21 protein-coding genes are annotated in these 19,257 nt (G+C 67.6%); 6 read left to right on the top strand and 15 right to left on the bottom strand.

The genetic code is table 11. The annotated features are described in order from the left end of the window. Position 1: 1 nt before the first annotated feature. Genes rplB through rpsJ form a run of 5 tightly spaced genes read right to left on the bottom strand, consistent with a single transcriptional unit; the run spans position 2 to position 2,803 of the window. On the bottom strand, positions 2–841 hold the full coding sequence (rplB, locus tag AC1DTF_RS12200) for a 50S ribosomal protein L2 (RefSeq protein ID WP_057167019.1): 840 nt from the start codon (positions 839–841) through the stop codon (positions 2–4). Between the two features lie 30 nt (positions 842–871). After that, complete coding sequence (gene rplW, locus AC1DTF_RS12195) at positions 872–1,174, bottom strand: 50S ribosomal protein L23 (RefSeq protein WP_057167018.1); 303 nt, start codon at positions 1,172–1,174, stop codon at positions 872–874. Further along, positions 1,174–1,830, bottom strand: a complete 657-nt coding sequence (gene rplD / locus AC1DTF_RS12190) for a 50S ribosomal protein L4 (protein ID WP_057167017.1) — start codon at positions 1,828–1,830, stop codon at positions 1,174–1,176. The genes rplW and rplD overlap by 1 nt, the downstream gene beginning before the upstream one ends. Next, positions 1,830–2,483: a 50S ribosomal protein L3 gene (gene rplC, locus AC1DTF_RS12185; protein WP_057167016.1), complete on the bottom strand. Its 654-nt coding sequence runs from the start codon at positions 2,481–2,483 to the stop codon at positions 1,830–1,832. The genes rplD and rplC overlap by 1 nt, the downstream gene beginning before the upstream one ends. Positions 2,484–2,497: 14 nt before the next feature. Continuing rightward, positions 2,498–2,803, bottom strand: a complete 306-nt coding sequence (rpsJ, locus tag AC1DTF_RS12180; RefSeq protein WP_003883485.1) for a 30S ribosomal protein S10 — start codon at positions 2,801–2,803, stop codon at positions 2,498–2,500. Between the two features lie 393 nt (positions 2,804–3,196). Between rpsJ and AC1DTF_RS12175 the strand changes: the two genes are divergently transcribed. Continuing rightward, positions 3,197–3,670 (top strand): hotdog fold domain-containing protein, encoded by a 474-nt coding sequence (locus AC1DTF_RS12175; RefSeq protein WP_477474231.1) that lies wholly within the window; start codon positions 3,197–3,199, stop codon positions 3,668–3,670. Between the two features lie 8 nt (positions 3,671–3,678). Here AC1DTF_RS12175 and AC1DTF_RS12170 read toward each other — a convergent pair whose 3' ends face one another. Continuing rightward, positions 3,679–5,274, bottom strand: coding sequence for a carboxylesterase/lipase family protein (locus tag AC1DTF_RS12170; protein WP_477474230.1), 1,596 nt, complete (start codon positions 5,272–5,274; stop codon positions 3,679–3,681). 106 nt (positions 5,275–5,380) lie between these two features. Here AC1DTF_RS12170 and AC1DTF_RS12165 point away from each other — a divergent pair, with 106 nt between their 5' ends. Continuing rightward, positions 5,381–6,646 (top strand): cytochrome P450, encoded by a 1,266-nt coding sequence (locus AC1DTF_RS12165; protein WP_477474229.1) that lies wholly within the window; start codon positions 5,381–5,383, stop codon positions 6,644–6,646. Here the strand turns inward: AC1DTF_RS12165 and AC1DTF_RS12160 are convergent. Beyond that, positions 6,627–7,268: a TetR/AcrR family transcriptional regulator gene (locus AC1DTF_RS12160; RefSeq protein ID WP_477474228.1), complete on the bottom strand. Its 642-nt coding sequence runs from the start codon at positions 7,266–7,268 to the stop codon at positions 6,627–6,629. The genes AC1DTF_RS12165 and AC1DTF_RS12160 overlap by 20 nt on opposite strands. Before the next feature lie 92 nt (positions 7,269–7,360). Between AC1DTF_RS12160 and AC1DTF_RS12155 the strand changes: the two genes are divergently transcribed. Further along, positions 7,361–8,953 carry an MFS transporter gene (locus AC1DTF_RS12155; RefSeq protein WP_477474227.1) on the top strand — a complete coding sequence of 531 codons (1,593 nt, stop codon included), beginning with the start codon at positions 7,361–7,363 and terminating at the stop codon, positions 8,951–8,953. On the opposite strand, the gene mftG is transcribed toward AC1DTF_RS12155, so the two are convergent. From mftG to mftA, 7 genes are all read right to left on the bottom strand, one after another. Further along, the gene (gene mftG / locus AC1DTF_RS12150; RefSeq protein WP_477474226.1) at positions 8,950–10,323 is read right to left on the bottom strand and encodes a mycofactocin dehydrogenase MftG; all 1,374 of its coding nucleotides are present in this window, start codon (positions 10,321–10,323) and stop codon (positions 8,950–8,952) included. The two genes, AC1DTF_RS12155 and mftG, sit on opposite strands and share 4 nt — an antisense overlap. Positions 10,324–10,334: 11 nt before the next feature. Beyond that, positions 10,335–11,747 (bottom strand): mycofactocin biosynthesis glycosyltransferase MftF, encoded by a 1,413-nt coding sequence (gene mftF / locus AC1DTF_RS12145; RefSeq protein WP_477474225.1) that lies wholly within the window; start codon positions 11,745–11,747, stop codon positions 10,335–10,337. Beyond that, a complete protein-coding gene (gene mftE, locus AC1DTF_RS12140) occupies positions 11,744–12,499 on the bottom strand; it encodes a mycofactocin biosynthesis peptidyl-dipeptidase MftE (RefSeq protein ID WP_477474224.1) in 756 nt (251 codons plus the stop codon). Before mftE ends, mftF begins: the two co-directional genes overlap by 4 nt. Before the next feature lie 119 nt (positions 12,500–12,618). Continuing rightward, entirely contained in the window at positions 12,619–13,803 is a 1,185-nt protein-coding gene (gene mftD / locus AC1DTF_RS12135; protein WP_477474223.1) for a pre-mycofactocin synthase MftD, read from the bottom strand. A 5-nt stretch (positions 13,804–13,808) separates the two neighbouring features. Then, positions 13,809–15,041: a mycofactocin radical SAM maturase gene (mftC, locus tag AC1DTF_RS12130; RefSeq protein ID WP_057167006.1), complete on the bottom strand. Its 1,233-nt coding sequence runs from the start codon at positions 15,039–15,041 to the stop codon at positions 13,809–13,811. Next, entirely contained in the window at positions 15,042–15,356 is a 315-nt protein-coding gene (gene mftB / locus AC1DTF_RS12125) for a mycofactocin biosynthesis chaperone MftB (RefSeq protein WP_057167005.1), read from the bottom strand. Then, positions 15,341–15,436: a mycofactocin precursor MftA gene (gene mftA, locus AC1DTF_RS12120; RefSeq protein ID WP_073856536.1), complete on the bottom strand. Its 96-nt coding sequence runs from the start codon at positions 15,434–15,436 to the stop codon at positions 15,341–15,343. Before mftA ends, mftB begins: the two co-directional genes overlap by 16 nt. 103 nt (positions 15,437–15,539) lie before the next feature. On the opposite strand from mftA, the gene mftR reads away from it, so the two are divergent. From mftR to AC1DTF_RS12105, 3 genes are all read left to right on the top strand, one after another. Continuing rightward, positions 15,540–16,130 (top strand): mycofactocin system transcriptional regulator, encoded by a 591-nt coding sequence (mftR, locus tag AC1DTF_RS12115; RefSeq protein WP_477474222.1) that lies wholly within the window; start codon positions 15,540–15,542, stop codon positions 16,128–16,130. A 102-nt stretch (positions 16,131–16,232) separates the two neighbouring features. Continuing rightward, entirely contained in the window at positions 16,233–16,757 is a 525-nt protein-coding gene (locus AC1DTF_RS12110) for an RNA polymerase sigma factor (RefSeq protein WP_477474221.1), read from the top strand. Next, the gene (locus AC1DTF_RS12105; protein WP_477474220.1) at positions 16,754–18,040 is read left to right on the top strand and encodes a VOC family protein; all 1,287 of its coding nucleotides are present in this window, start codon (positions 16,754–16,756) and stop codon (positions 18,038–18,040) included. Before AC1DTF_RS12110 ends, AC1DTF_RS12105 begins: the two co-directional genes overlap by 4 nt. Here AC1DTF_RS12105 and AC1DTF_RS12100 read toward each other — a convergent pair. Continuing rightward, a complete protein-coding gene (locus tag AC1DTF_RS12100; RefSeq protein ID WP_477474219.1) occupies positions 18,037–19,218 on the bottom strand; it encodes an NAD(P)/FAD-dependent oxidoreductase in 1,182 nt (393 codons plus the stop codon). The two genes, AC1DTF_RS12105 and AC1DTF_RS12100, sit on opposite strands and share 4 nt — an antisense overlap. Between the last annotated feature and the right edge of the window lie 39 nt (positions 19,219–19,257).

Below are 19,257 nucleotides of genomic sequence, written 5' to 3'. Positions count from 1 at the left end.
CCTAGCGCTTATTCTTGCCGGTGCGCCGGCGACGGACGATGAGCTTGTCGCTCGCCTTGTTCGGCTTGCGGGTACGGCCCTCGGGCTTGCCCCACGGGCTCACCGGGTGGCGGCCACCGGAGGTCTTACCCTCACCACCGCCGTGCGGGTGGTCGACCGGGTTCATCACGACACCACGGACGGTGGGGCGCTTGCCCTTCCACCGCATACGGCCGGCTTTACCCCAGTTGATGTTGGCCTGCTCGGCGTTGCCGACCTCGCCGACGGTGGCGCGGCAGCGCACATCGACGCGACGGATTTCACCGGAGGGCATACGCAGCGTGGCGTAGGCGCCTTCCTTACCGAGCAACTGGACGCTCACACCGGCCGAACGGGCCAGCTTCGCGCCACCGCCGGGACGCATCTCCACAGCGTGGATGACGGTACCGGCCGGGATGTTGCGCAGCGGCAGGTTGTTACCCGGCTTGATGTCGGCGTTGGCGCCGGACTCCACGATGGTGCCCTGCTTCAGTCCCTGGGGCGCGATGATGTAGCGCTTCTCGCCGTCCAGGTAATGCAGCAGCGCGATGTTCGCGGTGCGGTTCGGGTCGTACTCGATGTGAGCGACCTTGGCGTCGACGCCGTCCTTGTCGTGGCGACGGAAATCGATCAAACGGTAGGCGCGCTTGTGGCCACCGCCCTTGTGCCGTGTCGTGATACGACCGTGCGCGTTGCGGCCGCCCGTGCTGTGCAGCGGGCGAACCAGCGACTTCTCCGGCGTCGAGCGGGTGATCTCGGCGAAATCGGAGACGCTGGCACCGCGACGACCGGGGGTCGTCGGCTTGTACTTGCGAATTGCCATTTCTTGGTTCCTGAGTCTCTCTGCCCGCCGTTAGGCCGGCGCTCCGAACAAGTCAATCGGCTTGCTGCCCGCGGCCAGGGTCACGATCGCGCGCTTGGTGCTCTTGCGCTGTCCGTAGCCACTGCGGGTCCGCTTGCGCTTGCCGTTGCGGTTCAACGTGTTCACCGAATCGACCTTGACGGAGAAGATCTTCTCGATCGCGATCTTGATCTGCGTCTTGTTCGAGTCCGGGTGCACGACGAACGTGTACACGTTGTCCTCGATCAGCGAGTACGACTTCTCCGAGATGACCGGGGCCAGGATGATGTCGCGGGGGTCAGTAATCGTTGCCATCAGACCGACGCTCCTTCTTTCTGGGCCGTGCTGTTCGCGCCGATGTAGGCATCCAGCGCTTCGACGCTGAAGATCACGTCATCGGCATGCAACACGTCGTACGCGTTGAGCTGGTCTGCCGAGATCACGTGGACGTTCGGCAGGTTACGGACGCTCTTGGCGCCGACCACGTCGCTGCGACCGATGACGATCAGAACCTTCTTGTTGGTGGTCAGGCTCTCCAGGAAAGCCTTGGCCGCCTTGGTCGACGGGGCCTGCCCGCTGATCAGTTCGGTGATCGCATGGATGCGCTCGTTGCGCGCCCGGTCCGAGAGCGCCCCGCGGGTGGCGGCGGCGATCATCTTCTTGGGGGTGCGCTGGCTGTAGTCACGCGGCTTCGGGCCGTGCACCACGCCACCACCGGTGAACTGCGGTGCGCGGGTCGAACCCTGGCGGGCGCGACCGGTGCCCTTCTGGCGGTACGGCTTCTTGCCACCGCCGGACACCTCGGCACGAGTCTTCGCCGAGTGCGTGCCCTGACGCTTGGCGGCCAGCTGCGCGGTCACGACCTGATGCAGCAGCGCGATGTTGGGCTCAACATCGAACAGTGCGGCAGGCAGCTCGACGGAGCCGTCCTTCTTGCCGTCCGGGGTGTGGACGTCAATCTTGAGAGTCATTACTTCTCACCTCGTTTGATCGCGGTGCGGACCACGACGAGTCCACCGTTGCGCCCGGGGACGGCGCCCTTGATCAGCAGCACACCGTTCTCGGCATCGACCTTGTGCACCTTCAGGTTCTGGGTGGTGACGCGGTCACTACCCATGCGGCCCGACATGCGGGTGCCCTTGAAGACGCGGCCCGGGGTGGCACAGCCACCGATCGAGCCGGGGCGGCGGTGCACGGCCTGGGCGCCGTGCGAGGCACCCTGACCCGAGAAACCGTGGCGCTTCATGGTGCCGGCGAAGCCCTTGCCCTTGCTGGTGCCGGTCACGTCGACGTACGCGCCGTCGGCGAAGATCTCGGCGGTCAGCTCCTGGCCGACCTCGTAATCGGCAGTGGCGGCCTCGTTTTCGAGCCGGAGCTCGGCGAGGTGACGGCGCGGGTTCACACCGGCGGCGGCGAACTGACCGGCAACCGGCTTGTTCACCTTGCGCGGGCTGATCTCGCCGTACGCCAACTGCACTGCGCTGTAGCCGTCGCGCTCCGGGGTGCGGATGCGCGTCACGACGTTCGGGCCGGCCTTGACGACCGTGACCGGGACGACCTTGTTGTTCTCGTCGAACACCTGCGTCATGCCCAGCTTGGTGCCCAAAATGCCTTTTCTAGCCATTTTTCTGGGTTCTCCTACTGGATGTTGACGTCGACGCTGGCCGGCAGATCGATGCGCATCAAGGCGTCAACGGTCTTCGGCGTCGGGTCGAGGATGTCGATAAGGCGCTTGTGGGTACGCATCTCGAAATGCTCCCGCGAGTCCTTGTACTTATGGGGGGACCGGATGACGCAGTACACGTTCTTCTCGGTCGGCAGCGGCACCGGGCCGACCACGCTTGCTCCCGTACGGGTGACCGTCTCGACGATCTTGCGCGCCGAGGCGTCAATCGCCTCGTGGTCGTAGGCCTTCAGCCTGATGCGGATCTTCTGTCCCGCCACGCTTTCCTACCTCACTATTAAGGGCTTCCGCGCTTCGGGCGCAGAAATACCTCTGGTCTTCGTGCGCTCTGTCGAACGGGGTGTTCCCCGCACGACAGCACGCTGGCTATGCCGCCGCTGTTTACCTGTCTCTGGTTCACCGACCCCCGCGCTCGGGTGTGTCGCCCTTACGCACACTCTTTTGCGTAGATAATCTGTCGCAATCGAGGTGGGGACCGGGTGCGTCCGTGTAGGACGCGGGTCGGTTGCTCTCAGCCAGGCGGACCCGGCAGAAGGCAACCCGAACAGTATGCCTCAGATCCCGGCGTCCTCCAAATCCCCATTTGAGCAGCTTGGAGCCTCGGCAGCGGCCCGGCCGGGACGTCTATCTTACTCCAGAGTAAGATAGACCGGATGACGGACAGTCCGACCTATCGCGCCTGGCAACAGCTGTCGGACAAACCACTGGGCAGCCGCTTGTTCTCGGTGGCCGCGATGGTCCGGGTCCCTTACTTCGCCTCGGTGCTCCCCCACGTGGTGCACATGGGGCCGGGCAGCGCCGAGGTGCTGGTCCCGAAGTGGTTCTACATCTACAACCACCTGCACACCGTGCATGCGATCGCCTCGTGCAACGCCGCCGAGGTCGCGATGGGCATGGCCATGGAGGCCACCGTGCCCGGCACCCATCGCTGGATCCCCAAGGGGATGACGGTGCAGTACCTGGCCAAGGCCACCACCTCGCTGCGGGCCCGGGCCGAGTTCACTCCGCCCGATTTCGCTGCCATCACCGAAGGTGCCGAGTTGGTGGTGCCGGTGAGCATCACCGACCGCCACGGCGCGGAGGTCGTGCACGCCGACATCACCACCTGGGTGACACCCGCCGGCTGAGCTCGCGCTCAGCGCGTGCGGCCGGCCCAGAAGTCGCACTGGTGGCCCTCGTCGAAGTCCGTGACGACCCGCGGGCCGTCCGGCCGCAGTGACATCCAGGGCCCGTCGCCGCTGACCGCCGGCCACTCCGGCGCCCCGTCCGCCGCGGGCACCCCGGTCCTGACGAACTCTGCCCAGTAGTCGATCATCTGGTTCGACAGCTCCTGCTGAGCCGGGTTCAGCGGCGGTGCGCCGCCGACGTCGAACAGATACCGCAGTTCCAGCGAATGACTGGCGCCCACCGGGAAGGGCAACGTGCGCATGGGTTCCGGCGCCGGCGGATTCGGATCGTTGAACTCGTAGGCGTAGACCTGGTTGGCGCCGGACAGTTCGTCGGCCATCCGGTCGGCGACACACGCGAACACACCGTCGGTGACTGCCGCCGAGTAGGCCAGCGCCGTGCTGCCGCCGTATCGGTCCAGCGGGTAGCGCGCACCGACCTCCGCCGCCTCGGGCCCGAAGGTGTTGGCGAGCAGACCGGGATACTCGCCCGGCCCGTACTGTCTGCTGCCGCGCAGATACTGCAGTGCGACGAACAAGGTGAACTCGTCATGGTTGCTGCCGATCAGCACGGGCACATCGGCCGCCCGGCCCTCGCGGAAGGCGGCCATCGGATCTTCGGGCAGGACAGCGGTCCCGTATACCGGCCCGCTGAGCGTGTCCTCACCGATCCGGTCGTACCACACCGGTTTTCGCAGTTTGTGATCCGGCAATGCGCGCAGGCAGGCCGCCGCGCCCGCCGGATCGCCGCAGCCCAGATCGCGCGCGTAGTCCTCGCTGATGCGCTCGGCCTCCGGTAGCGCCAACTGGGCCTGACACGGTCCGCTCTGGATGATCGCGGCCCGGAACAGCCCCTTGGACTCGGGCGCCACCATGTGATCGCACACCGACATCCCGCCGGCCGACTCGCCGGCGATGGTCACCTTGTCCGGGTCGCCGCCAAATGCCGCGATGTTGTCGTGCACCCAGCGCAGTGCCGCCTGCTGGTCCTGCAATCCGTAATTGCCGACGGCACCGTCCGGGCCGAGCGCCGGATGGGCCAGGAATCCGAGTGCACCGAGTCGGTAGTTCAGCGTGACGACGACGATGTCGCCGCGGTCGACGAGCCAGCGGGAGTCGTACATCCCGCCATTTCCGTTGATAAACGCGCCCCCGTGGATCCAAACCATCACCGGCCGTGGCTCTTCCGCCGGCGGCGGGGTCCAGACATTCAGGGTGAGGCAGTCCTCGTCGGTCTGCCTGCCCATCTCCAGATCGCTGCCCTCGTCCTGCAGGCAGCGCGGGCCGACCTTGGTCGCATCGCGCACGCCGGGCCAGGGCGCCACCGGCTGCGGCGGCTGCCAGCGCAGCGGCCCGACCGGCGGCGCCGCGTACGGGATCCCCGCGAAATGTCGTTTGTCGAGGGTGGCGACCCCCTGCACCAGCCCCGCGGTCGTCTTGACCACTGACGGGTCGGGAGGTAGGGACGTCGGCGCATCGGCGGTGTTGCCTGCGCAGCCGAGCGTGAGCGTGCCGATGGCCAGTAATGCCAACGCACAGCGGACGAGTCGGGACGTGGAAGGCACCGCCCGAGCCTACTGACGACGATTCCCGCATTCCGCGCGTGCGGGCTGAGACGCCCCCTTAGACTGCAACTTGACACCCGTCAAGACAGTGTGAAGGAGCCGATGGATGAGCACTCCGACCAAGGATGATCGGGCCAGCCAGTACGCCAACGTGTTCGTCGAGCCGAAGGCCTACGCCGATGACGCGCGCCTGCACGAAGCGCTGGCCTATCTGCGGACCCATGAACCGGTGGTCCGGGTCGAGTCCAGGCTCTACCGCCCGTTCTGGGCCATCACCAAACACGCCGACATCATGGCCATCGAACGCGAGAACAACCTGTTCCTCAGCGAACCCCGGCCGCTGCTGGCCACCGCCGCGGCCGACGATCTGGCCAAGGAGCAGCTGGAAGCCGGCATGGGGCTGCGCACGCTGATCCATATGGACGACCCGCACCACCGCAAGATCCGCGCCATCGGCGCCGACTGGTTCCGCCCCAAGGCCATGCGCGATCTGAAGGTCCGCGTCGACGAGCTCGCCAAACGCTATGTCGACCGGATGCGCGATATCGGCCCGGAATGCGATTTCGTCACCGAGATCGCGGTGCACTTCCCGCTCTACGTCATCATGTCGCTGCTCGGCCTGCCCGAGGACGACTACGAGCGCATGCACATGCTGACCCAGGAGATGTTCGGCGGCGACGATGACGAGTACAAGCGCGAGGGCGGATCCCTGGAGGATCAGCTCCAGGTGCTGTTGGACTTCTTCGCCTACTTCTCCCAACTCACCGCGTCCCGCCGGGAGAACCCCACCGACGATCTGGCCTCCGCGATCGCCAACGGGCGCATCGACGGCGAGCCACTGACCGATGTGGACACCGTTTCCTACTATGTGATCGTCGCCAGCGCCGGACACGACACCACCAAGGACGCGATCTCCGGCGGGCTGCTGGCGTTGATCGAGAATCCCGACCAGCTGGAGCGGCTGCGCTCGGATCCGTCGCTGATGGGCACCGCGGTCGAGGAGATGATCCGCTGGACGACACCGGTCAAGGAGTTCATGCGCACCGCCGCCGCCGATACCGAGGTACGCGGTGTGCCCATCGCGGCGGGCGAATCCGTCTATCTGGCTTATGTTTCGGGCAACCGCGACGAAGAGGTGTTCGAGGAGCCGTTCCGCTTCGATGTCGGCCGCGACCCCAACAAGCATGTCGCGTTCGGTTACGGCGTGCACTTCTGCCTCGGTGCCGCGTTGGCCCGGATGGAGATGAACAGCCTGTTCTCCGAACTGATTCCGCGTCTGGAGTCGATCGAGCTGGCCGGTGAGCCCGAGCTGTCGGCGACGACATTCGTCGGCGGGCTCAAGCACCTGCCGATCAGGTACTCGCTGCGGTAGTTCGGACCGCCTTCTGGTGGGTGGCCAGGAAGCCGTCGACCGCGGCCCTGGCGGCCGCACGGTAGTCGAAGTCGGCGAACGTACTCAACTTGCCGAGCACGATCGGGCCGAGTAGCAGCGCCACCGCCTGCACCCGATCAACGTGAACCAGCCCCGACACCGCGTCGGGACTGTCGAAGACAGCGTCGAACGGTGCTGCGTACTGATCGGCGACCCGCTCACGCAGGGTGCGCACTGCGTCGCTCTCGGCATGCGGGTCGGCCGTGCTCCACCCTGCCTGATTCAGGCCACCGCCCAGTGCCAGCCAGGAGGTCGCGGCCAGGCTCACGGGAGTCTCGGCGACCAGGTCGGCGAAGCCGTCCAGTGCCGCGATCAGCCGATCGCGCAGGGTGCCATCCGCCGGCGGTAGTGGGGCGGGCGGGATCAGCGCGTGAAAAGCCGCCGCCAGCAGGTCATTTCCACTGGGAAAGTGCCGGTACAGGGTGGCGCGCGCCACATTGGAGGCACGGATGACGGCGTCCACCGTCACCGCACTGGGACCTCCGGTGCGCAGCAGCGCCGTCGCAGCCTCCAGTAACCGGGCCCGCGACCTCGCGGGCCGCGGGTCGGTATGCGTCGCCATCGTCCAACTCCCTTCCCCACCCAGAACGAGACTGTTAGTCTCGGAACTAGACGGGCAGTATCAAAAATAACGCACTCGTCGAAAGAGGGYCAATGGTCGACACACTTGCCGAGTCGGACCGGCCTACCGATTCCTCCCTGGCCGGCCTTTCGGCCAGAGTCCGCGTGTGGACACTGCTCATCGCGTGTCTCGGTGTGCTGCTGGTCATCTCCTCGATGGTCGCGCTGAACACCGCGCTCCCCGATCTCGCCAAGGCGACGTCGGCCACCCAGACCGAACTCACCTGGATCGTCGACAGCTACACCCTGGTGCTCGCCTGCCTGCTCCTGCCCGCCGGCGCACTGGGCGACCGCTACGGTCGCCGCGGCGCCCTGCTGCTGGGTCTGGCCATCTTCGGCATCGCCTCGATCGCACCGGTGCTCTGGTCGGACCCGATGCACCTGATCATCGCGCGCGGAGTGGCGGGCGCGGGCGCCGCCTTCGTGATGCCCGCGACCCTGTCCCTGTTGACCTCCGCATACCCGAAAGATCAGCGCAACAAGGCCGTTGGCATTTGGGCGGGCACCGCAGGTTGTGGCGCCATCGTCGGCATGCTCGGCTCGGGTGGACTGCTGCACTTCTTCGGATGGCAGGCGATCTTCTGGGCCTTCGCGGGCGCCGGGGTGCTGCTGTTCGTCCTCACGCTGACCATCGCGACATCGAAGGAGACGATCGCCAAACCGCTGGACTGGCTCGGCGCCGTCGTCATCGGTGGCGGTGTCGCGGTGCTCGTGTTCGGCATCCTGGAGGCGCCCGCCCGTGGCTGGTCCGATGCACTGGTCATCGGTTGCATCGTCGTGGGCGCGCTGATGATGCTGGCGTTCGGCATCATCGAGCTTCGACGCGAACATCCACTGCTCGACGTCCGACTGTTCGCCAATCCCGCCTTCGCAACCGGCGCGGCCGCCATCACGGTGTTCTTCCTTGCCATGTTCGGCTTCTTCTACGTCGTGATGCAGCACATGCAACTGATCCTCGGCTACAGCCCGATCAAGACGGCCTTTGCCCTGACCCCGCTGATGGGGCCGGTCCTGCTGCTGTCCGCGACCTCGTTCTGGTACCTGCCGCGCGCCGGGCTTCGACCGGTCGTCTCCACCGGGCTCACGTTCATCGCCGTCGGCTTTCTGCTGCTGAGCACCATCACCATCGCGGACGGCTATGCGGCCGTCGGCTGGCCCTTGCTCGTGATGAGCATCGGCATCGGATTACTCACCGCACCAACCACTTCCGCGATCATGAACACCGCTCCCGACGACAAGCAGGGCGTGGCCTCCGCCGTCAACGACACCACCCGCGAGATCGGCGCCGCCCTGGGCATCGCACTGGCCGGCTCGCTGCTGGCCGCGCAGTACACCGCTCTGCTGGCGCCCAGGCTCCCGGCCGAGCTGCCGCCACCCGCTCGCGACGCCGCGCTCGGATCCCTGGGTCAGGCCCTGGAGGTGTCGGCGACGCTGGGACCGGCGGGCGCACGCATCGCCGAACTCGGCCGGACGGCCTTCGTCGAATCGATGAGTGCGTCGCTGCTGGGACTCGCGGTCATCGTGGGCGTCAGCGCCGTGGTCATCGGGCTGTGGGCACCCGGCCGCGACGATCAGCAGTTGCGGCTCGTGCGCCGTCTCCGCGGTGCCGGCAGGCACCGCGACTAGCCCGCGATCAGCTCCGCCGCCCGGTGCCCGATCATCGCGATGGTGGCATGGGGCCCGCGCGAGGTGGGTGCCGGCATGATCGAACCGTCGGCCACCCACAACCCGTCGACACCCAGCACCCGGCACTGCGGATCGAGCACCGCGCCCAGCGGCGCGGTACCGCAGAGGTGTTGGGTGGTGGACCAGTTCGCCTCGCGGTCAACGACTCCGGCGATCTCCCGGGCCAGGTCGGCGCCGCGCCGCAGCGCCTCGACATCCTCGGCGACGGTGTCGTAGTGATGCTCGATCACCGGAGCCACTGCGATATCCGGGGATGACACCGTCAACCGGCCACGCGCCGCGGGGCGCATGAGCGCCACGCCGATATGCGGCGGGTCCGATGGCGTTTCCCCGGTCATCTGCGCGAAACCCGATGTGTACAAGCGGATCTCCAGACCGTCCACCGACAGCGCCGCCTCGATCGGGGTGCGCCCACCGGTGGCCGGCCAGTCGACGGGCAGCACCCACTCCGGGTGATCGCTGAACCGCTCCCCCACCGGTAGATCCGCCTGCACCGGGATACCGGCGGAAACGAGTACCGCCGCGGGACCACAACCGGACACCAGCAGCAGGTGCGCGGTGCCGATGGCTCCGGCGCACAGGACGATGCGGTCGGCGGCGTAGTACACCGGCCCCGAGGGACCGAGCGCGTCCACGCCGACCGCCCGGGATCCGGAAAAGCGTATCCGCTGCGCCCTGGTGGCCGGCTGCACCAGCAGGTTCGGCCGCTGCAGAGCCGGCCCCAGGAACGCCGCGCCCGGACCGACCCGGGTGCCGTCCCGCACGTTCAGGGGCAGTGCGCCCACTCCGTCGGCGGGCCCGGCCCCGTTGAGGTCGTCGATCCAGCCGAACCCCTTCGCGAGCACCGCCTGCACGAATTTTTCGGTGCCCGTGCTGAACTCACGTGTCCTGCGCACGGGTATCGGCCCGGAGTCGCCGTGCAGCGGGCCGCTGAAGTCCAGGTCCGTCTCGATCGCCCGGAAGTGCGGCAACACCTCCTCCCAGGACCATCCGGGTGTCTTCCAGTCCGCGTAGTCCGCGGGTACGCCCCGGCAGAAGTAGCCGCCGTTGATCGCGCCGGAACCGCCGACCACCGCGCCTCGCACCAGATCGACCTCCCGGCGCGGGACATCGGTCAGGACCGCCGGGTACCGGCTTACCACCGGGCYACCGGGCCCGATCGGCACCAGGTGCGCATCGCCGGCATGCGGCGGAACGGCCTGCGGACCCGCCTCCAGGACCGTCACGGTACGCCGGGTGTCGGATGAAAGACGTTCGGCAAGAATCGAACCAGCGCTACCGGCACCGACGATCAGGACATCCGTCTGCAACGCGTCGCGCTTCAGGTTCGGATCTGCGGCTTGAGTGCGCCCATGTGGCGTTCGCGGACCACGCCGGTCCACAGCCCCAGCCCGTAGGCCACGTCGTCGAGACGTTTGAGCAGCAGGTAGCTCAGCAGGCCGACGCGATGGGTGTCCTCGGCGACGCTGTTGCGGCGGTTGGCCCAGTCGGCCAGACCGTCCACGACGGCGGCGACGAGCACCACCTGGCGGCATCGGCGGAAGAACACCGCGGCCAGCAGCGCCACCGGCCAGTAATGCCGGCAGATGGCCGAGGCCACCTGCAGGGCGGCGCCCCACAGCCCGCCGGCGGCCACCGCGGCCACGTCCTTGGGACCGGTGTCGACCGACTCCAGTGAGGCCGAGATGCGTCTGCCGAAGAACGCCGCGACCACCGCGGCGAAGAGATAGCCGTAGCCGGATCTGGTCGCCACCAGCAGCCAGAGCACCAGCATCCACCGTGACAACACCATCGGTGCCGTCTTGCCCGGATGCCGGACTGCCAGCGGGGCCGCGGACTGCCCGTAGAAAGCCTTGCGCTGGAACCATTCCCGCAGCTGGGTTCGGTGTTCGTGGCCGACCAGCGCGATGGGTTCATAACGCAACCGGGCACCGGCTTCGATGAACCTCCAGCAGAGGTCGACATCTTCCCCGGACTCCATGGTCTCGTCGAAGCCGCCCACCTCGGTCAGCGCGCTGCGCCGGCAGATGATGGCGGCGCTGGGCACGTAGGACACCGTGCCGTAGGGCACCACCGGCGCCTCCCGCATGCCCAGATCCAACGAAGAGCGCACAGCCTCGTACCGGGCGACCAGATTGTCCGGCTCGTTGAGGCTGATGATCCTGGGGGCGACCAGCGCGACAGCGGGGTCGCAGAAGTGGCCGAGCAGCGCTTCCATCCAGCCGCGGCGCGGGACCACGTCGGAGTCCAGGAACGCCACGAAGTCGGTATTGCAGGCACGCAGGCCGGTGTTGCGGGCGGCCGCCGGGCCCCGACTGCGGGCATGGCGCAGCACCCGGACCTCACAGCGCGCGCCGTGGAAATCGGTGTCGGTCAGCGGTTCGGCGGACCCGTCGTCGACCACCACCACGTTCATGCCGCGCAGCGCCCGCACCAGCCTGCTGACCCCGAACACATTGTCGCGCACCGGGATCACGACCGTCACATCGTGATGTGACGGACCGCTGGGGGGACGCGGGTGCGCGACGGTGGCGTCGAGCAGGGTGCGGGCCAGCTGCGCCGACAGCGCGTCGTGGACCTCCAGGCGGCCGTCGTCGATCATCGTCTGGGCCACCGGCGCGAGCCGCAGCAAACGGGTGGGCGAGCCGCCGAGCAACGCCGATCCGGCACCCAGCACCTTGACCCGGCGGTCCACCTGGACGGCGAATCCGTCGGGCAGGCGCGGCCCGGTCATGTCAGCATCCCGTGCCCGTTCGGCGTCCAAGTCAGGAGTTTGCGGGCACACCCGTCGACCATATCGGCAAAGTACCGTTGCCCGTCGGCCACCGTGGCGGTGGTCGGATCCCCGAGCACCCCGACCGCGCTGACCGCCGCCACACCGCCGGCACGCATGGCGGGCATCAGTTCGGCCAACGGCGCGCTGTTCCCCGGCACCACCGCATCGGTGTGTACGGCCTCGGGCGAAATATGTAGCAATACAGATGTTTCGGTGTGCCCGGCGTGCGCGTCCGCACCGGCGACCATGCACGAGCTCCAGCTGACGTCGCGACCCTCGGTACGCAACAGTCCGACCGCGCCGGCCAGCGCTTCGACATTGCCGCCGTGCCCGTTGACGAAGACCAGCCGGGAGGCCCAGTTGCAGGCGGACCGGCCGAACTCGACCAGCAACAGCCGTAGCGCCTCGGTGCCGATCGAGACCGTGCCCGCGAATCCCTCGTGCTCGCCGCTCGCGCCGTAGCTGAGCGCGGGGGCCAGCAGCCATCCGGCGCCGAGCCGGGCTGCCACCGCGCGTGCCACGGCGGTCGCAATGCGGGTGTCGGTGTCCAGCGGCAGGTGCGGGCCGTGCTGTTCGGTGGAGCCGAGCGGCACGATGAGCGCAGGCGATCCGCCGGATTGCTGGTTGCGTGGGGTACCAAGCAGTCCACTCGACGTCACACTGCCGAGCTCCCCGGGTAAAGCCACTCGGTGATGGTAGGCCGAATTCACCTGGTGTGCACCGATTGTTGGCGCATGCGCGGCAATTGATTTCCGCGCCTGTCGGCCAGTCGGCGGACAACCGGTCACGTCCGTCACGTCAGTCACGCCCGTATCAGGCTACCGGCGTGTCAGGACTGCGGCACTCCGAGCGTCCGGGTGAAGCCCTCGGGGATCAGGATGTCCTCGCGCGTCAGATCGTGGATCGAGGACTTGCCCAGACCCCGCAACGCCGAGTCGATGCCTCCGGACAAGATGTCGAGCACGTTCTCCACGCCGGCCTGTCCATTGGCCGCCAGGCCCCACAGGTAGGCCCGTCCGATCAACACCGCGCGGGCGCCGAGGGCGACAGCCTTGACGACATCGCTGCCGCGCCGGACGCCGCCGTCCAGCAAAACTTCGACCTGATCGCCGACCGCGTCGGCGATGGCCGGCAGGCAGCGGATCGCGGCCGGGGTGCCGTCCAGGTTGTTACCACCGTGGTTGGACACCGTGATGGYCGAAACACCGGCATCCACAGCACGTTTGGCGTCATCGACGCGAACCATGCCCTTCAGCAGGAACGGCCCGCCCCACTGCTCGCGCAGCCAGGCCACATCCTCCCAGGTCGGCGGCGGGGTGCCCATCCACTGACCGTAGGCCTCGAAGAACGTCGGGCCGGCTTCACCGCGGCGGCCCTGGTTGGGAACTCGCAGGTCCGGCGGTCGCAGGGTCTTGGCGAAGCTGTAGAACCAGCGCGGCTTGGTGATGACCTCCGGTGCCATCTTCACCATGGTCTTGAGGTCCATCTGCTCCGGGATCTTGGGGCTGCCCCAGTCCCGGCCGTGGCTGAAGCTCCAGTCGGTGGTCAGGATCAGACCGACCGCACCGGCCTCGCGGGCCCGCACCATGCGGGCCAGGATCTCGTCCCGGCTGCCCAGCCAGTAGATCTGGAAGAAGATCTTGCCGTTGACGGCGGTCACTTCCTCCATCGGCTTGCTCGCGAACGACGACAACCCCATCGCGGTGCCGCGGGCGGCCGCCGCCCGGGCCACGGCCACCTCGCCGTCGGGGTCGACCGCCTGCACGCCGGTCGGCGAGATGACGACGGGCATCGAGATGTCCTGTCCCATCACCGTTGTCGCCCTCTCACGCTTCTCGGTGGCACCGATGACATGCGGGGCGAAGCCGAGCTGGGAGAACGCCTCGACGTTGTCGGAGACCGATACCCCCTTCTCGCTCGCCGAGATCAGCGAGGAGTAGGCGGAGCGGGGCAGCCGTTTCTTCGCACGCTGTTGGGCGATGGCAACGGTCTCGAACCAGGTATCGCGAGCCATGATCTCTACACAGGACTTTCGTTACAGAACTTCTTGGGCGGGACGGTGAGCAGTTTGAGCGGGATCGGGCCCTTGCGCCCACCCGCTCGGGAGTGGTCGACCGAGGACTTGGGCTTGTCCCGTTCGGCGGCCAGGGCGGGTTCGCCGTACCCCTGCACGCACTCGGGGTCGGGCCCGTCCATCGGCAGACCGGTGAAGAACTTGGCCGCCATGCAACCGCCCCGGCAGGAGTCGTAATGCGCGCAGCCGCTGCAGGCCCCGGCGGACTGCGGTTCGCGCAGCTCCTGGAACAACGGAGACTTCTGCCAGACGTTCTTGAATCCGGTGCCGAAGCCGGTGTCCTGCAGGATGTTTCCAGCATGGAACTTCTCGTGGATGGCGAACGGGCAGGCGTACACGTCGCCGATCGGATCGATCAGGCACACCACCCGGCCGGCACCACACAGGTTGAGCCCGGCCAGCGCGCCCGGCTCGCCCAGACCCGACAGGTGGAAGAACGAGTCACCGGTGAGGACTCCCTCGCCATGGGCGACCAGCCATTCGTAGAGCTGCACCTGCTGCACCGGCGTGGGATGCAGGTCGTCCCACACATCGGCGCCGCGACCGGACGGCCGCAGCCGGGTGATGCGCAGGGTGGCGCCGTAGGTGTCTGCCAGCGCCTTGAAATCGTCGAGCTGGTCGACGTTCTGGCGGGTCACGACCACCGAGATCTTGGCGTCCTTGAAGCCGGCGTCCTTGAGGTTCTCCAACGCCCGGATCGCCATCGCGAACGAACCGGGACCACGCACCTCGTCGTTGACCTCGGCGGTCGCGCCGTCGAGCGAGATCTGCACGTCGACGTAGTCGCTGGCGGCGAGTTTGGCCGCCACCTCACGGTTGATGCGAACCCCGTTGGTGGAGAACTTCACTCCGACGTGATGTTCGGTGGCGTAGTCGACGAGTTCCCAGAAGTCCGACCGGACAGTGGGTTCCCCGCCGCCGATGTTCACGTAGAACACCTGCATGCGTTCGAGTTCGTCGATGATGTCCTTACACTGCTGAGTGCTCAGCTCACGGGGATCGCGCTTGCCCGACGAGGACAGGCAGTGCACGCAGGACAGGTTGCACGCGTAGGTCAGTTCCCAGGTCAGGCAGATCGGGGCATCGAGGCCGTGCTCGAACTGCTCGACCAGGCGGGGAACTTTCGTCGGTTCCGGGGCTGAAACGGGCACGAGCGCCGGGGGCAGGACGGCGGTCATCTAGATCTCCTTGGCAACGAGCATGTTGGATTTCACCAGCACACTGAGCGCATGTAGGTACGGGCCTTGGGCGTCGTCGTCGATTCCGGCGGCGCGGCAAGCGGATCGGATGTCGGGGTGCTCGTCGAGCGAGTTGACCACCGCGACGATCGTCCGGTTCTTCAGGAACGACAGCTTGCGGGTACCGAAGTGGTACAGCAGCGCCCCGAACGGCTCCGGCCGCACCGCCACCTGGTGGTGCAGCCGCCAGCCGCGATCGGGGTCGAACGCCACTGCATCAGCAGTGGGTGCGCTCACGATCAGTAAACCCCGCACATACCGTCGATCGAGACCTCTTCGACGAGGGACTCGGTGACGAGCTGCGCTTCGGTCTCAACCTGCTGATTCTGGTCCATGGGGATCGCACCTTTCTTGGCTGTGATACGTCTAGGTCATCGACAATTGTGACCTGGGTCGCAAGAATATGGCATCGAGTGCAGAAATGGAAGGGTGGGTTTCATGGCGAAGTCGTCCGGGCCCCGTGTCGGTCGCCGGCCGTCCACCACCCAGGACCACATCACCTCCGTCGCGCTGGAACTCTTCGCCAGCCACGGCTTCGACGAGGTCAGCGTCGACGATGTCGCACGGGCGGCCGGCATCGCCCGCCGCACGCTGTTCCGCTACTACCCGTCCAAGAACGCCATCCCCTGGGGCGACTTCGACGCGCACCTGAACCTCATGCGCGAACTGCTCGCCGAGGGCGATCAGCGCGGTGACATCGCCGTGGCCCTGCGCACCGCACTGCTGGCGTTCAACCGCTTCGACGATGAGGAACGCCATCGCCAGCGCATGCGGCTGATCCTGGGAACCGATGCGCTGCAGGCACATTCGATGACCATGTACGCCGGCTGGCGCACCGTGGTGGCCGAGTACGTGGCCCGCAGGCGCGGCGAGGAACCGGGCGGCCTGGTCCCCCAGACCGCCGCCTGGACACTGCTGGGTGTCGCGCTGACCGCCTACGAGCAGTGGCTGGCCGACAAGTCGGTTTCCCTGGAACACCTGCTGGGCGATTCTTTCGACGTGGTCGGCCGCGGCCTGCACACCCTCTGAGCGATTTGAGGAGTTCTTGTCGGAACCTTTCCGACAAGAACTCCACAAATCGCAGGAAAGTGGGGGTGTCGGAGTTCGGCCCCGGACGGCGAYGATAGAGGTGTGAGCGTCGAATCGGGTCACCGCGATGCCCCTCGGGAGCTACTTGAGCTCTACGACGAGGCACTGCCTGTGGTGTACGGGTACTTCACCCGGCGCTGCGGTGACCGCGCGGCCGCCGAGGATCTCACCTCGGACACCTTCCTGGCGGCCATGGATGCGGCGCGCAAACCGACACCGCCGCCAATGACGGTGCCCTGGCTGATCGGGGTGGCCCGGCACAAGTTGGCCGACCACTATCGCCGCCGGCACGACAGGTTCAGCGTGCCCGTCGCCGAACTGCCGGAAGCGGTCGATCCCGTGGACGACTGGGATGCCGAACTGGACCGCATCGTCGCCGAGGCGGTGTTGGCACGGTTGCCCGAACACCACCGCACCGTGTTGGCGCTGCGCTATCTCGACGACTGCTCGGTGCCCGAGTGCGCGGCACTGATCGGGCGCACCGTGCACGCCACCGAAACCCTGCTGGTGCGGGCCCGCCGCGCCTTCAGATCGCAATACCCGTCACCGGAAGGAGGGCCGTCGTGAACAACAACCGGGACATCAACAACCAGGATCCGCTGGCCGTGCTGCACGGCGACGAAGTCCCGGTGGCACCCGATCCGGTGTTTGCGGCCCGACTGCGCGCACGACTGGAATCGGCCCTCACCCTGCCCGCCAACGCTGAAGGAGTTGTCATGAGTGGCACCGATACCGCTATCGCAGAACTGAATTCGACCACCGCCACCGCCCCGCCGAGGCCGGCGGCCATCCCCTACCTCGCGGTGCCGGACGCCAAGGCCGCCATCGCGTGGTACGTCGCGGCGCTGGGCGCGACCGTCATCGGCGATCCGATCCTGATGAGCGACGGGCGGGTCGGCCATGCCGAACTCGCCATCGGCGACGGGGTGCTCTACCTGGCCGACGAATTCCCCGAGTTGGGTCTCAAAGCGCCTGCTCCGCAGTCTGTCTCGGTGAGCTTGATGCTGCCGGTGACCGACACCGACGCCGTCCTGCAGCGCGCCCGCGAGCACGGGGCCACCGTGCTGCGCGAGGTCTACGAGGACCACGGTGCCCGCGGCGCGACGATCATCGACCCCTCCGGACACCGGTGGATGCTGTCCGGCCCGATGACCGGCGCCCCGGTGCAGATCAAGCACGGCGACGTCGGCTACGTGTCGGTCAACACCCCCGATGCCGCCCGGGCCGCGGCGTTCTACTCGGCAGTGCTCGGCTGGTCGTTCGACGGGCACCACGTCGCCGGCTCCAGCCTGTCCATGGGCATCTTCGAGACCGCGGGGCCCAGCACGCTGTTCTGCTGCTACGCCGTCGATGATCTGGACGCCGCCCGCGAGGCCATCGTGGCCGGCGGCGGCACCGTCGGCGAACCCCAGCAGCGCGAGTTCGGCACCGTGCTGGACGCGGTCGATCCGTCCGGTGCACCGTTCGCGGTGTACCGGGACTCGGTGGGCACCCCACGGCCTGCACTCAACGGCACTGGGCCCGGCGAACTTTCGTACATCACGTACTTCGTGGAGAACTCGGCCGACTTCCGGTCGTTCTACTCCCGGGTGCTGCACTGGACCTTCGAATCCGGGCGGGTCGACGACGGTTGGGCTGTCCAGGAATCGCATCCGATGGCCGGTGCAGCCGGCGGAAACGCGCAGCCCGCGACGGTGCCGATGTGGAACGTCGAGGACATCGACGCCTCGGTCGAACGGGTCCGGGCGGCCGGCGGGACCGTCCTGGAGGAGCCCTCGACACAGTCGTACGGCAAGTCCGCGTTGTGCACCGATGACCAGGGCGCCCGGTTCTACCTAGGTGAGCACTAGGCAGGCAGCACGTCGGCGATGGCGGCACCGGAGGCRATCTTGCCGCGGGCCTTCATCACCTTGCCGGGCATCCCGCCACCGACCACGGCGGTGACGATGCCGTCGCGCTCGTAGTAGGCGAGAAACTTCCGACCGTCGTCCTCGACGATGTGCACCACGTCGTCGGCCGCGGGCTCACCCAGGCACTGGATCTTGACGTCGTACTGGTCGCTCCAGAAGTACGGCACCGAAATCGCCGCGCTGCCCGGTTCCTGACCGAGGATCGCCGGCACCAGCACCCGGGCCTGCTCGGCGACGTTGCTCCAGTGCTCGACGCGCACCTGGTGCCCCACCTCGGAACGCCAGGAGGCCACATCGCCGATGGCCCAGACGTGTTCGGCGCTGGTCCGGCCGGCGTCATCGCACACCACACCGTTGTCCACCGCGATGCCGCTGCCGTCGAGCCAGCCGGTCACCGGATGCGAACCGATGCCGACGACGACGACGTCGGCGTCCAGCTCGGTGCCATCGGAGAGCACGACCTTCTCGACCTTGTCCACACCGGACACCGAAGCCACACCCACGCCACACAGCACCTGCACACCCTCGGCCTCGTGCAGCCGGGTCACCAGCGCGCCGATCTTCTCGCCGAGCACCGAGGCCAGCGGGGTCGGCTGCGGCTCCACGATCACCACGTCGACACCGAGCTGGCGCAGGCTGGCGGCGACCTCACACCCGATGAAGCCGGCGCCGACGATGACGGCGTGCCGGGCGGTCGCGGCGTGGTCACGCAGTTCGGCACTCTCGCCGATCGAGCGCAGCACCCGGATGCCCTCCAGGTCCGGGAAGGACGGAATGCGCTTGGGTGCAAGGCCGGTCGCGATGACGAGCTCGTCATACTCGAGCGTCGAGCCATCGGCCAGGGTCAGCGCCTTCGCCGCGGTGTCCACCGACTGCGCGGCCGACCCGAGCCGCAGCGTGATGTCGGCCTCGTCGTAGAACTCCTGCGGCTTGAGCACCACGTCGTGCTCGGGGTTGCGCAGAACTTCCTTGGACAGCGGCGGCCGGTCGTACGGCAGATGCTGCTCGTCGCTGACGATGGTGATCGGTCCGGTGTATTCGGCGCGGCGCAATTGTTCGGCCGTGCGGGCTGCAGCCAGCCCACCACCGACAATGACGATGCCCCCATTGGTTGCCACGTGGTGTTTCTTACACGATGGCGCGCTTCTGTAGTCCAC

It is taken from the genome of Mycobacterium sp. P4_H6, assembly GCF_056400845.1.
The sequence above is the reverse complement of the archived record's forward strand: the minus strand, read 5'-3'. Positions and strand labels throughout refer to the sequence as shown.

What these genes read in the sequence shown, in the direction of transcription:
- mftC (WP_057167006.1), bottom strand. Translation starts at nt 15,041, where the DNA reads ATGACCGCCGTCCTGCCCCCGGCGCTCGTGCCCGTTTCAGCCCCGGAA.
- rplC (WP_057167016.1), bottom strand. Translation starts at nt 2,483, where the DNA reads ATGGCTAGAAAAGGCATTTTGGGCACCAAGCTGGGCATGACGCAGGTG.
- AC1DTF_RS12175 (WP_477474231.1), top strand. Translation starts at nt 3,197, where the DNA reads ATGACGGACAGTCCGACCTATCGCGCCTGGCAACAGCTGTCGGACAAA.
- rplB (WP_057167019.1), bottom strand. Translation starts at nt 841, where the DNA reads ATGGCAATTCGCAAGTACAAGCCGACGACCCCCGGTCGTCGCGGTGCC.
- AC1DTF_RS12155 (WP_477474227.1), top strand. Translation starts at nt 7,361, where the DNA reads ATGGTCGACACACTTGCCGAGTCGGACCGGCCTACCGATTCCTCCCTG.
- rplW (WP_057167018.1), bottom strand. Translation starts at nt 1,174, where the DNA reads ATGGCAACGATTACTGACCCCCGCGACATCATCCTGGCCCCGGTCATC.
- rplD (WP_057167017.1), bottom strand. Translation starts at nt 1,830, where the DNA reads ATGACTCTCAAGATTGACGTCCACACCCCGGACGGCAAGAAGGACGGC.
- AC1DTF_RS12160 (WP_477474228.1), bottom strand. Translation starts at nt 7,268, where the DNA reads ATGGCGACGCATACCGACCCGCGGCCCGCGAGGTCGCGGGCCCGGTTA.
- mftA (WP_073856536.1), bottom strand. Translation starts at nt 15,436, where the DNA reads ATGGACCAGAATCAGCAGGTTGAGACCGAAGCGCAGCTCGTCACCGAG.
- mftF (WP_477474225.1), bottom strand. Translation starts at nt 11,747, where the DNA reads ATGACCGGGCCGCGCCTGCCCGACGGATTCGCCGTCCAGGTGGACCGC.
- AC1DTF_RS12165 (WP_477474229.1), top strand. Translation starts at nt 5,381, where the DNA reads ATGAGCACTCCGACCAAGGATGATCGGGCCAGCCAGTACGCCAACGTG.
- mftR (WP_477474222.1), top strand. Translation starts at nt 15,540, where the DNA reads ATGGCGAAGTCGTCCGGGCCCCGTGTCGGTCGCCGGCCGTCCACCACC.